General features: G+C 74.4%; 15 protein-coding genes. 6 read left to right on the top strand and 9 right to left on the bottom strand.

Translation table 11 applies throughout. The features are described 5' to 3' along the window. The first annotated feature begins 13 nt into the window (after window positions 1–13). From FSW04_RS06070 to FSW04_RS06050, 5 genes are all read left to right on the top strand, one after another. Entirely contained in the window at window positions 14–265 is a 252-nt protein-coding gene (locus FSW04_RS06070) for an acyl carrier protein (RefSeq protein WP_146917372.1), read from the top strand. Continuing rightward, a complete protein-coding gene (locus FSW04_RS06065; protein WP_146917369.1) occupies window positions 266–1,444 on the top strand; it encodes a beta-ketoacyl-[acyl-carrier-protein] synthase family protein in 1,179 nt (392 codons plus the stop codon). It abuts the gene before it with no gap. 1 nt (window position 1,445) lies between these two features. Continuing rightward, entirely contained in the window at window positions 1,446–2,804 is a 1,359-nt protein-coding gene (locus tag FSW04_RS06060) for an acyl-CoA carboxylase subunit beta (protein WP_146917365.1), read from the top strand. A 28-nt stretch (window positions 2,805–2,832) separates the two neighbouring features. Then, entirely contained in the window at window positions 2,833–3,441 is a 609-nt protein-coding gene (locus tag FSW04_RS06055; RefSeq protein WP_187369288.1) for a TetR/AcrR family transcriptional regulator, read from the top strand. 70 nt (window positions 3,442–3,511) lie between these two features. Then, window positions 3,512–4,288: an SDR family NAD(P)-dependent oxidoreductase gene (locus FSW04_RS06050; protein ID WP_146917359.1), complete on the top strand. Its 777-nt coding sequence runs from the start codon at window positions 3,512–3,514 to the stop codon at window positions 4,286–4,288. Here FSW04_RS06050 and FSW04_RS06045 read toward each other — a convergent pair whose 3' ends face one another. Both FSW04_RS06045 and fabI read right to left on the bottom strand, forming a co-directional pair. After that, entirely contained in the window at window positions 4,289–4,711 is a 423-nt protein-coding gene (locus FSW04_RS06045; protein WP_146917355.1) for an acyl-CoA thioesterase, read from the bottom strand. Between the two features lie 3 nt (window positions 4,712–4,714). After that, window positions 4,715–5,527: an enoyl-ACP reductase FabI gene (gene fabI / locus FSW04_RS06040; protein WP_146917353.1), complete on the bottom strand. Its 813-nt coding sequence runs from the start codon at window positions 5,525–5,527 to the stop codon at window positions 4,715–4,717. A 127-nt stretch (window positions 5,528–5,654) separates the two neighbouring features. Between fabI and FSW04_RS06035 the strand changes: the two genes are divergently transcribed. Further along, a complete protein-coding gene (locus tag FSW04_RS06035) occupies window positions 5,655–6,596 on the top strand; it encodes a hypothetical protein (protein WP_146917350.1) in 942 nt (313 codons plus the stop codon). A 6-nt stretch (window positions 6,597–6,602) separates the two neighbouring features. Here the strand turns inward: FSW04_RS06035 and FSW04_RS06030 are convergent, their stop codons facing one another. The 7 genes from FSW04_RS06030 to FSW04_RS06000 all read right to left on the bottom strand — a co-directional run bounded on the left by FSW04_RS06030 (window position 6,603) and on the right by FSW04_RS06000 (window position 14,675). Further along, a complete protein-coding gene (locus FSW04_RS06030) occupies window positions 6,603–8,162 on the bottom strand; it encodes an acyl-CoA synthetase (RefSeq protein WP_146917347.1) in 1,560 nt (519 codons plus the stop codon). Between the two features lie 110 nt (window positions 8,163–8,272). Next, entirely contained in the window at window positions 8,273–10,717 is a 2,445-nt protein-coding gene (locus tag FSW04_RS06025; RefSeq protein ID WP_146917344.1) for a bifunctional acetate--CoA ligase family protein/GNAT family N-acetyltransferase, read from the bottom strand. A 17-nt stretch (window positions 10,718–10,734) separates the two neighbouring features. Next, complete coding sequence (gene acs / locus FSW04_RS06020) at window positions 10,735–12,705, bottom strand: acetate--CoA ligase (protein WP_146917341.1); 1,971 nt, start codon at window positions 12,703–12,705, stop codon at window positions 10,735–10,737. A 51-nt stretch (window positions 12,706–12,756) separates the two neighbouring features. Continuing rightward, window positions 12,757–12,912 carry a GPR1/FUN34/YaaH family transporter gene (locus FSW04_RS28320; RefSeq protein WP_187369287.1) on the bottom strand — a complete coding sequence of 52 codons (156 nt, stop codon included), beginning with the start codon at window positions 12,910–12,912 and terminating at the stop codon, window positions 12,757–12,759. 318 nt (window positions 12,913–13,230) lie between these two features. After that, window positions 13,231–14,154, bottom strand: coding sequence for a hypothetical protein (locus FSW04_RS06010; RefSeq protein WP_146917338.1), 924 nt, complete (start codon window positions 14,152–14,154; stop codon window positions 13,231–13,233). Further along, entirely contained in the window at window positions 14,141–14,341 is a 201-nt protein-coding gene (locus FSW04_RS06005; RefSeq protein WP_146917335.1) for a hypothetical protein, read from the bottom strand. Before FSW04_RS06005 ends, FSW04_RS06010 begins: the two co-directional genes overlap by 14 nt. A 67-nt stretch (window positions 14,342–14,408) precedes the next feature. After that, window positions 14,409–14,675: a hypothetical protein gene (locus FSW04_RS06000; RefSeq protein ID WP_146917333.1), complete on the bottom strand. Its 267-nt coding sequence runs from the start codon at window positions 14,673–14,675 to the stop codon at window positions 14,409–14,411. Between the last annotated feature and the right edge of the window lie 2 nt (window positions 14,676–14,677).

Genomic DNA, 14,677 nt, shown 5'->3' with positions numbered 1-14,677 from the left:
AGCAACCGACACCATGGCCACCCAGCAGGAGATCCTCGAGGCGATCCGCACCGAGCTCGCCGCGATCAAGGTCCCCGACGCCGAGACCGCGCAGCCCGACACGACGTGGGAGCAGCTCGACGTCGACTCGCTCGACCTCGTCGAGCTCGTCAAGGCGCTCGAAGACCGCTTCGACGTGCAGATCGCCGACCCCGACCTCAAGGGCATCGCCTCCGTGGGCGACGCCATCACCCTGGTCGAGCGCCTCCAGGGCGCGACCGCGTAGATGGGCTCGATCGTCGTCACCGGCCGTGGCGTCGTCTCGTCGCTGGGCAACGGGGCCGACACCTTCTTCGACGCGCTGCTGAAGCTCCGCAGCGGGATCGGCGACGAGGGCATCGCCCCCTGCGCCGAGTTCGATCCGGAGACCTCGATGACGCCCAAGGAGGTGCGCCGCAACGACCGCTTCACCCAGCTGGCGGTCGCCGCGACCGACGAGGCCGCGGCCGAGGCGGGTCTCATGGGCGAGGTCGACCCCGCCCGCGTCGGCGTGATCATCGGCACGGGCGTCGGCGGGCTGACGACCATGGCGATCGAGTGCGAGAACTGGCTCACCAAGGGCGACCGCGCGGTGTCCCCGCTCTTCGTCCCGATGATGATGCCCAACGCCGCCGCCGGCCAGGTCGCGATGCGCCTCGGCGCGCACGGCCCCGGCTTCTCGGTCGCTTCGGCCTGCGCCACGGGCGCCCACGCCATCGGCGAAGCCAAGCGCATGATCGAGCGCGGCGACGCCGACGTCGTGGTCGCCGGCGGCACGGAGGCCGCGCTCATCGGCCTGTGCCTCGCCGCGTTCCGGCGCATGGGCGCCCTGTCGCGCGAGGGCGTCTCGCGCCCGTTCGACGAACGCCGCGACGGCTTCGTCATGGGCGAGGGCGCGGCCGTGCTGGTCCTCGAGCGCGAGGAGCACGCCGTGGCCCGCGGGGCCAAGGTCCTGGCGCGGGTCGTCGGCTACGGCGCCTCCAACGACGCCTTCCACATCACGCAGCCCGAGGAGAACGGCCGCGGCGCGATCGAGGCCATGCGCGCCGCGCTGCGCGACGCCGACCTCTCCCCGGCCGACGTGGGCTACGTCAACGCCCACGGCACGAGCACCCCGATCAACGACCGGGTGGAGAGCAAGGCGCTGCGCGACGTCATGGGCGACGACGGCCCGCCGGTCTCCTCCTGCAAGGGCGCGATCGGGCACACGCTCGGCGCGGCCGGCGCGATCGAGGCCGTGGCGTGCGTCGAGGCGCTGCGCCACGGCGCCCTCCCGCCCACCCTCGGCCTCGAGCAGATCGACCCCGAATGCGAGGCCGACCACATCGCGGGCGCGCCCCGCGAGGCGCCCGACCTCAAGGTGGCGCTGAGCAACTCGTTCGGCTTCGGTGGCCAGAACGCAACCCTCGTCCTCCAGGCGGCCTGACATGAGCGCAGTCTTCGACGTCGCACCGGACCACCACCTCGCAGCACGGGCACGGCTCGAGCTGCTCTTCGACCCGGGAACGTTCCGGCCGATGCGCACCGCCGTCGGCGACGGCGTGCTCGCGGGCAGCGGGCGCGTGCGCGGCCGGCCGGTCTGCGCCTGGGCGCAGGACGGCGGCCACAAGGGCGGGTCGCTGGGCTCGGCGGGCGGCGAGACGATCGCCCGCACGATCGAGCGCGCCGACACGCTGGGCGTGCCGGTCGTCGGCTTCCCGCACTCCGGCGGCGCCCGGCTGCAGGAGGGCGTGGCGGCGCTGACGGCCTACGCGCGGATCTTCCGCGCGCAGTCGCTGGCCACCGTGCCGATGATCAGCGTGATCAGCGGCCCGTGCGCGGGCGGCGCGGCATACTCGCCGACGCTCGGCGACTTCGTCGTGATGACCCAGGAGGCCGTGATGTTCCTCACGGGCCCCAAGATCATCGAGCGCGTCACGCGCGAGCAGATCAGCGCGCCGGACCTCGGCGGCCCCAAGGTGCACGGCGCCAACGGCGTCTCGCACCTCGTGGCCCGCGACGACGTGCACGCCGCCGAGCTCACCCGCGAGCTGCTCATGTTCCTGCCCGACCGCATCGGCGCGACGCCGCCGCTGGTCGTGCCGGCCGACGCGCCGGGCCACGACCCGTCCGACGCGCTGCCGGCCTCCGACCGGCAGGTCTACGACGTCCGCGACGTCGCCGCGGCGCTGCTGGACGGCGGCGAGCTGCTCGAGCTGGCGCCGAAGTGGGCGCGCAACCTCACCGTGGCCTTCGGCCGCATCGAGGGCCGTCCGGTCGGCGTCATCGCCAACCAGGCGCGCTACCTCGGCGGCTGCCTGGACGCCGCGGCGGCCGAGAAGGGCGCCTGGTTCGTGAACCTGTGCGACCGCTTCGGCATCCCGCTCGTCGTGCTCTCCGACACGCCGGGCTTCCTGCCGGGCGCCACGCAGGAGCAGGCCGGCGTGCTGCGCCACGGCGCGTCGCTGCTGCGCGCGTTCGCCCGCGCGACCGTGCCTCGGGTGACGGTCACCCTGCGGCAGGCGTATGGTGGGGCGCACATCGTCATGAACTCCCGCGACCTCGGTGCCACCCTCACGCTCGCCTGGCCGGACGCCAGGATCGGCGTCATGGGCGCGCGCCAGGCGGTCGAGCTGGTCCGCCGCCGGGAGATCGAGGCCGGTGCCGACGCCGCGCTGCTGGCCGAGGCCTACGCCGCCGAGCACCTCCCGGTGCGCATCGCCGCCGCGGCCGGGTTCGTCGACGAGGTCGTGGCCCCGCAGGACACGCGCGACCGCATCGCGCACGTCCTGGAGCTGGGCGCGTGATGGAGTGACCCACCCGGCCGGCGAGCCATTGGGCAGTGAGTCGCGCAACGCGACCGAGGAGGCGATCCTCGACGCCGCGCGCGACGCGCTGGCCGACACGCCCTACCGCCGGCTGACGATGGACACGATCGCCCGGCGCGCCTTCACGTCGCGCACGGCGCTGTACTTCTACTTCCCGAACAAGCGCGCGCTCGTCGACCGGCTGATCGCCCGTGCGTTCATGGACATGTACGAGGCGGCGTCGCCGTACCTCGAGGGCACCGGGGACCCGCGGGCCGAGCTGCGCCGCGGCCTGGCCCGCGCCGTCAAGGTCATCGACAGCAACGCGCACGTGCTCACGCTCGCGGCCATGCTCTCCGGCGAGGAGGATCGGCTCCCGCCGCAGTGGGCGCCCTACGTCGTGCGCTTCGTCGAAGGGGCGGTGTCGCGCATCGCGCGCGATCAGGCCCGCGGCATCGCGCCGTCCGACATCCCGCCGCGGCTGGCCGCGCAGGCCCTGCTGGCGATGGTCGAGCGCCACGTCACGCTGGAGCTCATCCAGGGCGGCGGCGACGCCCACCAGTCCATCCGCGTGCTCGCCGAGCTGTGGTGGCGCGCGGTGTACTCCAAGCCCACCGCCGGCCCCGCCGAGGACTGAGCCGAGCGCTCGGGCGCCGGGTTGGCGCCTGCGCCGTTGCCCGGGGCCACGTGCGGGACACTGCAGGACCATGGAGCTGCACGGCATCACCGTCCTGGTCACCGGCGCCAACCGCGGGATCGGCCGCGCCATCGCCCAGCGCCTGGCGCGCGAGCCGGTGCGCGTGCTGGCCGGCGTGCGCGACGTCTCGGCCTACGATCCCATCCCGGCCGGGCAGGGCACGGTCGTGCCCGTCGCGCTCGACCTCTCCTCGCGCGAGTCCATCGACGCCGGGCTGGACGGCCTGGGCGATGACCTGCGCGCCATCGACGTGCTCGTCAACAACGCCGGCCAGTTCACGGCCGGGCTGCTGGAGGAGCAGGACCTCGAGCAGATCTACAGCCTGATCCAGGTCAACCTGCTCGGCACGATCCACCTCACCCACCGGCTGCTGCCGATCATGCTGGCCCGCGGCTCGGGCAAGATCGTCAACAACTCGAGCGTCTCGGGCTACGTCAACTTCCCGGCCGTGAGCACCTACGCGGCGTCCAAGGGCGGCGTGGCGGCCTTCACCGAGTCGCTGCGGCGCGAGCTGGCGCCCACGCCGGTCACGACGCTGCACGTCATCACCGGCGGCATCGCCACCGAGATGCTCGACGACACCAAGCGTCTGCTCGAGCCCCACTTCGGCACGCTCGACGGGTGGGACCGCCAGTCGCCGGAGTCCTGGGCCGACAAGATCGCCCGTGCGATCGCGGCCGACGACGACGTGCTCGGGCCCGGCGGCAAGTCGGCGCTGGGCAAGCTGGCCTCCCACCTGCCCAAGGTCGTGCTGGACACCGTGTCGTCGCGGTCGTTCAGGCGCTGATCAGCCGTCGGCGGCCGCGAGCCCCCCGAGCACGGCGCGCTCGCGCTCGCCCAGCGGCCGCGAGCCGCGCGCACGGCCGTCCCAGGCGACGATGATCGCGCGGCCCTCGGCCGCGACGGTCCCGTCGGGCAGCAGGACGCGCTGGGTCGTCGTCACGCTCTTGGACCCGACGCGCTCGACCCCCGTGACGATCTCGACGTAGCCGTGCTCGCGGCGCACCTCGTGGCGGTAGTCGAGCTCGATGTGGGCCAGCACCCACGGGAACGGGTCGGCCGGGTCGTCGCCGAGCCCGGCGACCAGCGCGCCACGGCCCTCCTCGAGGTACTCGTGGTAGACCGAGGAGTTGAGGTGGCCGAGCGTGTCCAGGTCGCGCCAGCGCACGTGCACGCGCCGGCGCGTGCGCTCCTCGTCGGGGCCCGCCATCGCTCAGGCCGCCGCGCCGGGCGCGGGGGGCGTGACACCGTGCACGCCGAGGGCGTGGAAGCCGCCGTCGACGTGCAGGATCTCGCCGGTGATCGCGCGCGACAGCGACGAGAGCAGGAAGAGGCAGGCGTCCGCGACCGGGTCGGGGTCCTCGAGGTCCCAGCCCAGCGGCGCGCCGGTCTCCCACGCCTGGGCGAGGACGTCGAAGCCCTCGATCGCGCCGGCGGCCATCGTGCGCAGCGGCCCCGCGGCGACGAGGTTGGAGCGGATGCCGCGCGGCCCGAGGTACTGGGCCAGGTAGCGGTTGACGGACTCCAGCGCGGCCTTGGAGACGCCGGCCCAGTCGTAGATCGGCCACGCCCGGGTGGCGTCGAAGTCCAGTCCGACGAGCGAGCCGCCGCCCTCGGCACGCTCCAGCAGCGGGGCGAACGCCGCGCCGAGCGACTTCAGCGAGAACGCGCTGATCTCGAACGCGCTGAGCGCGCTGGCGGCCGGCGCCTCCATGAAGCGCCCGCCGAGCGCGTCACCGGGCACGAACGCGATGGCGTGCAGGACGCCGTCCAGGGCGCCCCAGCGGCCCTCGAGCTCCTGCGCGACGGCGGCGAGCTGCGCGTCGTCGGTGACGTCGAGCTCGAGGACGTCGGGCGGGTCGGGCAGCCGCTGGGCCATCCGCTGGGTCAGCCGCATGGCGCGCCCGAAGCCGGTGAGGACGATCTCGGCGCCCTCCTCCTGCGCCCGCCGCGCGACGGAGTAGGCGATCGAGCGGTCGGTGAGCACGCCGGTGATCAGGAGCTTCTTGCCGTTCAGGAGAGCCATCTCCCCCATCCTTACCGACTCGGACGCCGATCGCGGCCCGGGTTCGACGCCGCCGCGGCGGATGTCGAGGTCGCCGCCGGCGCGCGGACAGGTTCGCCCGCCCCCTCCCAGCGGGCATGATGCACGCGTGGAGCGCGCGGTGGTCCGACGGCGGCGCCTGGCCGCCCTGGCGGTCGTGGGGCTCGCCGCGCTCGGCGCCGGGGTCGCGGTGGGGGCCTCGTCGGGCGGCGGCGGCCGCCCGGACGCCACGGAGCGGACGGCGAGCGAGCGCGCCGCGCCTGCCACGCAGCTGCCCGGGGGCGGGCGGCGCCTGTTCCCCGACCGGCGCGTCGTCGCCTTCTACGGCAACCCGCGCGACCCCGAGCTCGGCGCCCTGGGGATCGGCACGCCCGCCCACGCCGCACGCCGCCTGCTCGCCCAGGCGCGGCCCTACGACCGCCGCACGCGCCACGTCCTGCCCGCCCTGGAGCTCATCTCGACGGTCGCCACGGCCGCGCCCGGGCCCTCGGGGCTGTACCGCGACCGTATGAGCGCGGCGATGATCGACCGCTACCTCGCGGCCGCACGCCGGGTCCACGCGCTGCTCGTGCTCGACATCCAGCCGGGCCGCGGCCAGTTCGGTCCCGAGATCGAGCGCCTGGCGCGCTGGCTGCGCGAGCCCGACGTCGGCCTCGCGCTGGATCCCGAGTGGCACGTCGGCCCCGGCCAGCTGCCGGGGAAGGTCATCGGCAGCACCGACGCCGACGTCGTCAACGCCGCCGCCGGCTACCTGTCTCGGATCGTCCGCGAGCGGGCGCTGCCCGAGAAGCTGCTGCTGGTGCACCGGTTCACCGACGGGATGATCACCCGCGACGAGCGCCTGCGCCCCTCACCGGGCGTGGCGACCGTGGTCAACGTCGACGGCTTCGGCAGCACGGTGGTCAAGGTGGCCAAGTACCACGCCTTCATCCGCCGCACGCCCACGCTGGGGCGCGGGTTCAAGCTGTTCTACAAGGAGGACGTCCGGACGATGGCGCCGGGCGCGGTCATGGCGCTGAGCCCACGCCCGGACGTCGTGGTCTACGAGTAGCGCCGGTCAGGACCGCGCGGCCTCCTGCTCGCGCAGCTCGATGCGGCGGATCTTGCCCGTCAGCGTCTTGGGCAGGTCGGTCACGAACTCGATGCGGCGCGGGTAGGCGTAGGCCGACAGCCGGTCGCGCACGAAGGCCTTGATCTCCTCGGCCAGCGCGTCGGAGCCCTCGTGGCCCTCGGCGAGCACGATGAACGCCTTGACGATCGTGCCGCGGCGCTCGTCGGGCGAGGCGACGGCCGCCGCCTCGCGCACGGCGGGGTGCTCGATGCACGCCGACTCGACCTCGAACGGGCCGATCCGGTAGCCGGCCGAGATGATGACATCGTCGGCGCGCCCGGCATACCAGATGTAGCCGTCCTCGTCGGCCGTCGCGGCGTCCTTGGTGTGGAACCAGTCGCCGCCGAAGGTCTCCCGCGCGGCCTCGTCGTTGTTCCAGTAGCCGAGCGGGTAGTGGGGGTTGGACCGGGCGCGCAGGCAGATCTCGCCGCGCTCGCCCTGGGCGACCTCGCGCTCGTCCTCGTCGAGGATCCGCACGTCCCAGCCCGGCATGGGACGGCCCATGGAGCCCTCGCGGACCTCCATCCACGGGAAGTTGCCGACGAGCGGATAGGACTCGGTCAGCCCGTAGTAGTCCAGCACGGTCAGCCCGTACTGCTCGCGGAACCAGCGGATGGCCTCCGGGTTCAGCGGCTCGCCGGCGCTGCACACGCGGCGGAACTCGCACGGGTAGCGGGTGCCCGCGTCGGCGATCGACATCATGGAGCGCATCGCCGTCGGGGTCGTGAACACGTTGGTGACCCGGTGACGGCTGAGGAAGTCCAGCTGCTGGGCGGGGTCGAACCCGCCCTCGCGCTGGATGACGACCTGCGTGGCGCCCAGGCGCCACGGCCCCAGCAGCGGCGCGATGCCCGCCGCCCACGCCCACTCGCCCATGCCATGGAAACGCTCGCCGTCCTGCACCTCGTGGCAGTAGATGAACTCCTCGTGGGCCAGCAGGTAGCGGTGGGCGTGGACGATGCCCTTGGCCAGCCCGGTGGTGCCCGACGTGTAGTAGAGCTGGGCGGGGTCCTCGGAGGACGTGTCGGCGACGACGGGCTCGGTCGAGGCGCCCGCCAGCAGGCCGTCGTCGGCGTCCAGGATCAGGACTTCGCCGCCCCAGTCGGCGAACCGAGCGGCGTTGGCGGCGTTGGTGACCAGCACCTTGGGGTCGCTGTCGGTCAGGCGGTGGCGGATGCCGTCGTCGCCGTAGAGGACCGACATCGACAACAGCAGCGCACCGAGCTTCCAGGTGCCGAAGAAGATCGCCGCGGTCTCGGGCGTCGGCGGCAGCACGACCGCGACGCGCTCACCCTTGACCACGCCGTGGTCGGCCAGCACATGGGCGGCCTGGTTGGCCAGGTCCTGCATCTCGCCCCAGGTGACGTCGCGGCGCTCGCCGTCGAAGCGCTCCCAGACCATCGCGAGCTTGTCGCGCGGGTGCTTGTCGCACACGTCGTGGGCGAGGTTGTAGCGCTCGGGCACCGTCCACCGGTGCCTGGCGCATTCGTCTTCGTAGCGACCCATGCCCCGACCCTAGGAGAGGGGGCGCGGCGGGACAAGCTCCGCACTGCGGGTTTCGCCCCCTGGGCGAACACCCGCGACCGGATCCCGCCCCCTGGGCGGGCATCCGGCGGCTACCAGGTCTTCGCGCGCTCGCGCTGGGGCGGCGGGGCGATGCGCATCCGCGCCCCGGCCACCGTGACCCCGCCGGGCGCCACCCGGACCGGGTCCAGCTCGGCCTCGGCGAGCTCGGGCAGCGCATCGGCGAGCGCCGCGACGCGCAGGACGACGTCGCGCAGAGCCGCGACGTCGTGGCGGCCCGTCGCCAGCGCGGCGCGCAGCGCCGCCGGGGCGTCGACGAGGTCCTCGGCGTCGACATCGGTCAGCGGCGCCAGCCGGAACGCGACGTCGCCCGGCACGAGCGGGCGCCCGCCACCCGCGCCGACGCCGATCACGGGCCCCAGCTCGGCGTCGTTGACCGCGCCGACGAGCACCTCGACGGCGTCCTCGGGCACGGCCCGCGCGCCGGGCGCCAGCGCCAGGCCCGCGGTGCCCAGCAGCGCCACGACCTGCTCGGCGTCGAGCCGGCCGTCCTGCGCGCCGGCGACCAGGACGCGCGCGGCGTCGGCGTCGAAGCCGGGCAGCTCGGGTGCCTGGCCGAGGCGGCGGCCGAGCCAGTCGCGGCGGTCGGCGGCGATGGCCAGCGCCCGGATGGCGGCCTCGGGGAAGCGGTAGTTGGGCACGCGGCGCTCGTCGCGCTCGGGCAGCTCGCCGTCCAGGCCGACCACGCACGCGGCGACGGGCTTGGACGCGTCGGCGACCGCGTCCTCGAGGGCCGCCAGGCGCATGCCCGGGTCGTCGCCCCCCAGGCCGACGTGGACCACGAGGACCGCGTCGACGCCCTCGTCGTCGAGCAGCGCGCGCACCGCGGCACGCTCGTCGTCGACGGGCGCCCGCACGCCGAGGTCGATCGGGTTGCCGATGCGGTCGGCGGCGGGCAGGTCCGCGGCCAGCCGCGCGCGCGTGGCGTCCGACGTGCGGGCCAGGCGCAGCCCGCGGACCGCGGCCGCGTCGGCGGCCACCGTGCCCAGGCCGCCCGAGTTCGTCACGATGCCGATGCTGCGCCCGGCGGGCAGCGGCTGGCGCTCGAGGAACTCCGCGGCGTCGAAGAGCGTCTGGGTGCTCTCGACGCGCAGCACGCCGGCCTGGTGGAAGAGGGCCTCGGTCGCCGCGGCGTCGGTCAGCGCGGCGGCGATCCGCAGGTTCTGGCGTGCGTCGCCCTCCGCGCGCCGGCTGCCCTTGACGGCCAGGATCGGCTTGCGCCGCGACACGCGGCGGGCCACCTGCGAGAAGCGCCGCGGGTTGCCGAAGGACTCGACGTAGAAGGCCACGACCTTCGTGCGCTCGTCGTCGGCGAAGTGCTCCAGGACGTCGTTGGTCGACACGTCGGCGCGGTTGCCGAGCGCCAGGAAGGACGAGACGCCCATGCGCCGCGCCGCGGCGTGGCCGAGCAGGGCGAGCCCGAGCGCGCCGGACTGCGACGACAGCCCGAGGCCGCCGGCGCGGACGGGCACCCGGCCGATCAGGGCCTGCAGCGCGACCTCGGGGTCCGTGTTGACGACGCCGAGCGCGTTGGGTCCCACGAGCCGCAGCCCGTGCGCGCGGACGGTCGCCAGCAGGGCCTCCTCGCGGGCGCGGCCCTCGGGCTCGTCGGTGTCGCCGAAGCCCGTGGAGACCACGAGCAGCGCGCGGACGCCGCAGGCGGCGGCCTCCTCGGCCACGGCCTGCACGTCACCGGCGCCCACGGCCACGACGGCGAGCTCGGCGGGCTCGGGCAGCTCGGCGAGCGAGCGCACGGCGCGCGTGGAGGCCACGATCCCGCCGTCGCGGTGCACGGGGGTCGCCACCCCCGCGAAGCCGCCGAGGATGATCGCCTGGTAGATCGCCCCGCCGATGCTGCCCGGCCGCGACGAGGCGCCGACGACGGCGACCGACTGCGGGCGCAGCAGCGCCTGCAGGGAGACGACGGTCGCCGCGTGGGTGCGGTCGTCGATGCGCTCGGCCAGCGCCTCGGTCGGGCGCAGGTCGAGGTCGAGGTGCACGACCCCGTGGGAGGTGACGCGCCGCACGCCGAAGCCGACGTTGGAGAACACGTGCAGCATCGCGCGGTTGTCGGCCAGGACCTCTGCGTCGAAGCGCGTGATGCCGCGCCCCGCGGCGATCTCGGCGAGCTGCTCGAGCATGCGGGTCGCCAGCCCGCGGCCGCGCATCTCCTCCGAGACCGCGAAGGCGACCTCGGCCGCGTCGGGCTCGTTCAGGCGGTCATAGCCGGCCACTGCCACGATGCGGTCGCCGAGGTGGGCCAACAGCGGCATCCGGGCCTCGCCGTCGGCCTGGGCGTAGTCGCGCGAGACGAGGTCGGTCCGGCCCGCACCGTGGAAGCGCATGTACCGGCTCTCGAACGACAGGCGGTCGAAGAACGCGCGGATGTCCGCCTCGTCCTCGGGCTGCGGCGAACGGAGCCGCAGGGCGGCCCCGTCCCGCAGGATGACGTCACGGACGGTCGGCGAGGACGGCATGGAGCCACATTGTGGCTCTAGGCGTCGTCGTCGGCGCGCTCCTTGATCTTGCCCTCGAGCTGGGCCATCACGTGGGGGTCGCGCAGGGTCGTCACGTCGCCCAGCTCGCGGCCCTCGGCGATGTCCTTCAGCAGCCGGCGCATGATCTTGCCCGAGCGGGTCTTGGGCAGGTCGTCGGCCCAGATGATGCGCTTGGGCCGGGCGAGCTTGCCGATGCGCACCGCGACGTGCTCGCGGATCTCGGCGACGAGCTCGTCGCTGCCCTGCAGGTCGCCCTCCAGCGTCACGAAGGCCGCCACGGACTGGCCGGTGTCCTCGTCGGCCGCGCCGATGACCGCGGCCTCGGCGACCTTGCCGTGGGAGACGATCGCCGACTCGATCTCGGCCGTGCTCATCCGGTGGCCCGAGACGTTGAGCACGTCGTCGACGCGCCCGATGACCGACACGTAGTCCTCGTCATCCTGCTTGGAGGCGTCGCCGACGAGGTAGGTCTCCGGCCCCCACTTCTCCCAGTACGTGCCGACGTAGCGGTCGTCGTCGCCGAACAGCGTGCGCAGCATGCCCGGCCACGGCCGGCTCAGGGAGAGCAGGCCCTGGGTGCCGCGCGGGACCTCCTCGCCCTCCTCGGTCAGCACGGCCGCCGCGATGCCGGGCAGGGGCGTGCCCGCCACGCCCGGCTTCATGGCCTGGGCGCCGGGCAGCGTGGTGATCATGATCCCGCCGGTCTCGGTCTGCCACCAGGTGTCGACGACAGGGCAGCGCTCGCCGCCGACGACCTTCCAGTACCACAGCCAGGCCTTGGGGTTGATCGGCTCACCGACGGTCCCCAGCAGCCGCAGCCTCGACAGGTCGGCCTTCTCGACGTGCTCGACGCCCCACTTGATGCACGCGCGGATGGCCGTCGGGGCGGTGTAGAAGATCGTCGCCCCGTAGCGCTCACAGAGCTCCCACCAGATGCCCTTGTGCGGGTAGTCGGGGGCGCCTTCGTACATCACCGACGTCGTCGCGTTCAGCAGCGGCCCGTAGACGATGTAGGAGTGGCCGGTGATCCAGCCCACGTCGGCCGAGCAGAAGTACACGTCGGACTCGGGCTTGAGGTCGAAGACGTGCTTGTGCGTCCACGCCACGTGCGTCAGGTAGCCGCCCGTGGTGTGCTGGATGCCCTTCGGCTTGGCCGTCGAGCCCGACGAGTACAGGATGAACAGCGGGTGCTCGGCGCCCAGCTGCGCCGGCGCGCACTCGGGGTCGGCGGCCTCCAGCGCCTCGTGCCACCAGACGTCGCCCTCGCCCATCGGGCACTCCTCCAGCCCCGTGTGCCTGACCACGATGGTGGTCTTGACGGGCATGCCGACCGCGTCGACGGCGGCCTTGACGGCGGCGACCTTGCCCTTGCGCCGCGCGCCGTCGACCGTGATGAGCGCCTTGGCGTCGGAGAACTCCATGCGCTCGCGCACCGACTCGGCGCTGAACCCGCCGAAGACGACGTTGTGCGGCGCGCCGATCCGCGCGCAGGCCAGCATGGCGACGACGACCTCGGGGATCATCGGCAGGAAGATCCCGACGACGTCGCCCTCGCCGACCCCGTGGTCCTTGAGCGCGTTGGCCGCCCGCTGGGTCTGCTCGAGCAGCCAGGCGTAGGTGATCTCGCGCTCCTCGCCCTCCTCGCCGCGCCAGTGGAACGCGACGCGGTCGCCCAGGCCCGCCTCGACGTGGCGGTCCAGGCAGTTGTAGGACGCGTTGAGGGTGCCGTCGGCGAACCACGTGTAGAACGGGGGGTTGCTGTCGTCCAGGGCCTGCTCGGGCTCGGAGAACCAGTGCAGCGCCCGGGCCTGCTCGCGCCACCAGCCCTCCGGGTCGCGCTCGGCCTCCTCGTGCACCGAGCGGTCCTTGATCAGGGCGTCCTGCACGAACGCCTGCGGCGGCTCGAAGCGCTCCTGCTCCAGCAGCTCCGCGAGCTGTCGTTCCAGATCCGTGGTCGTGCCGGCCATATGGTCAGCCGCTCCTCTGCGTCGTCGTGGTCGTTCAGGCGTCCGTCGGCTTCAGCGGCCGCACCGGCAGGACGCTGCGCCCGAAGGTCGCGTCGTCACCGCCGCGAACGAGGCATACCATGCCGCCGCCGCGGTGGCGAGGCCGACCCACCCGCCGGCCTTCGCCATCGACGTGTGGGCGCCCGCGTTGCCGATGCCCAGCAGCAAGAACGTGGCCGTCAGCAGGGCGAAGCCCGCGAGGCCGAGCGGGCCGGAGTCGGCGATCGCCGCCCGGGCGGACCTGGTCTCGGCCGGGGCGGCGGCGGGGTCGTCGCGCCCGGACCACCGCGAACCGGGCCTCTCGTGCGGTCGATGTCTCCATGGTGCGCCCTCTCCTGTCGGCGCCCTCTCCTGTCCGCGGAGCGGGCCCCGGGAGGGGGCGGGCGCCCCGGTATGACGTGGTCGCAGGGAGGGTTCCCGGGTCGGCGCGCGGCGAAGCCCGGGCGCCCCGTCAGCGGACGGACGTGACCGGGCCGGGCGGGTGGATCAGCCGCGGCGCTTGCGCTTGCGGCGCGCGGCCCCGGGCACGCCCGGACCGGCCGGCGCGGGGGCCGCGCGGGCGGGGGCGGGCCCGCCGCCGCCCGCGGCGCGGGCCTCGCGCACCTGCTGCTGGGTCATCCACGGGATGGCGTCCAGGCCGGCCCAGGCCGGCGGCGTGCCGCGCGGCCAGCGGCCCAGGAGCAGCACGCCGACCATGACGAGCCAGAACGTCTGCACGATGAACGTGGAGGACCCCGTGGCCGGGCCGAGGACGAGCAGGACGCCGCAGATCGCGCCGAGCACGCCGACGAAACGCGTCAGCAGGCCGACGCGCATCGCGCCGATCGCGATCATGACGAACGCCGCGGCGAGCGTGAGGCCGCCGAAGAAGCCGATGCCGCTGCCGGCGACGACCAGCCCGCCGCGCACGGCGTCGTGGGCGGCGGCGGTGCTGTGGTCGGACTGGCCGGCGAACGTGCTGGCCTCGGTCATCACGCCGATCTGCAGCAGCAGGGCGCCGACGGCCGACGCCACCGCGCCGACCATCGCCAGCAGCCGCGCCAGGCGCGGCGTCGTCGCGCCGCGCGCCTGCGCGGCGTCGAGCAGGAAGACGAGCACGGCGCCGACCAGCAGGACCATGAGCGCCTGGACGACGCTGGCGCCCAGCAGCGGCAGCGCCTTGTCGTGGATGAACAGGACCTGCGCCGTGCGCAGGCCGTCCCCGCCGAAGTCCTGTCCGGAGGCGGCCCGGATCGAGTCCAGGACGTAGACGCGCGGGAAGCCCGAGTAGATCGCGCCGGGCAGCACGCCGGCGGCGGCCGCCAGGATCGCGGCGGCCAGCGACGCGAGGCCGACGAGCGGGCGCAGCCGGGCCTCGCGCACCAGGACGTCCTGCGCGGGCGGACGGGCGGGGGTCTCAGTCGCGGCCATGGGCCAGCGCAGGCTGGTCGTCGTGGCCGAGGCGCCCGGAGAGCAGCAGCTCGGGCTCCTCGCGGTCGACGACGCGCGACAGGCGGTCGCCGGCGGCGAGCACGACGTCGAGGACGGGCGCGGCGAACCGCAGACCGGTCTCGATCCGGCCACGCCACGCCAACTGGCTGGGGGAGAGCTGCGCCACGGCGCGGATGGTATCGGCGCCGGGGCCGCCGCGGCCCGCGCTCGGCGCGCCCGGGGTCGACGCGGCGCTACTGCAGGCCCTGGCGGGCTTCGCGGACGAGCGTGACCGCCTCGGGGAAGACCGTCGCCATGACGGCGCGGATCTGCTCGGCCTGCTCCTGGGTCGTGCCCTGGATGTTGACGCGGTTGACGGCCGCGACGGTCATCTGGACCGCGAGCCCGATCGCGTTGTCGGCCCAGGCCAGGCGCTGCTGGCCCTGCATCTGCTCGGCGAACTCCGCCATGCGGCGCTGGAGCTCTTCCGGGTCTCCGAACATCCCACCGAAGCCTTCCATGG

It is taken from the genome of Baekduia soli (assembly GCF_007970665.1).
GTDB lineage: Bacteria > Actinomycetota > Thermoleophilia > Solirubrobacterales > Solirubrobacteraceae > Baekduia > Baekduia soli.
The sequence above is the reverse complement of the archived record's forward strand: the minus strand, read 5'-3'. Positions and strand labels throughout refer to the sequence as shown.

Coding starts and splice junctions, on each gene's coding strand:
- FSW04_RS06070 (WP_146917372.1), top strand. CDS start 14: ATGGCCACCCAGCAGGAGATCCTCGAGGCGATCCGCACCGAGCTCGCC.
- FSW04_RS06065 (WP_146917369.1), top strand. CDS start 266: ATGGGCTCGATCGTCGTCACCGGCCGTGGCGTCGTCTCGTCGCTGGGC.
- FSW04_RS06030 (WP_146917347.1), bottom strand. CDS start 8,162: ATGGGTCGCTACGAAGACGAATGCGCCAGGCACCGGTGGACGGTGCCC.
- FSW04_RS06000 (WP_146917333.1), bottom strand. CDS start 14,675: ATGGAAGGCTTCGGTGGGATGTTCGGAGACCCGGAAGAGCTCCAGCGC.
- acs (WP_146917341.1), bottom strand. CDS start 12,705: ATGGCCGGCACGACCACGGATCTGGAACGACAGCTCGCGGAGCTGCTG.
- FSW04_RS06050 (WP_146917359.1), top strand. CDS start 3,512: ATGGAGCTGCACGGCATCACCGTCCTGGTCACCGGCGCCAACCGCGGG.
- fabI (WP_146917353.1), bottom strand. CDS start 5,527: ATGGCTCTCCTGAACGGCAAGAAGCTCCTGATCACCGGCGTGCTCACC.
- FSW04_RS06045 (WP_146917355.1), bottom strand. CDS start 4,711: ATGGCGGGCCCCGACGAGGAGCGCACGCGCCGGCGCGTGCACGTGCGC.
- FSW04_RS06060 (WP_146917365.1), top strand. CDS start 1,446: ATGAGCGCAGTCTTCGACGTCGCACCGGACCACCACCTCGCAGCACGG.
- FSW04_RS06010 (WP_146917338.1), bottom strand. CDS start 14,154: ATGGCCGCGACTGAGACCCCCGCCCGTCCGCCCGCGCAGGACGTCCTG.
- FSW04_RS06025 (WP_146917344.1), bottom strand. CDS start 10,717: ATGCCGTCCTCGCCGACCGTCCGTGACGTCATCCTGCGGGACGGGGCC.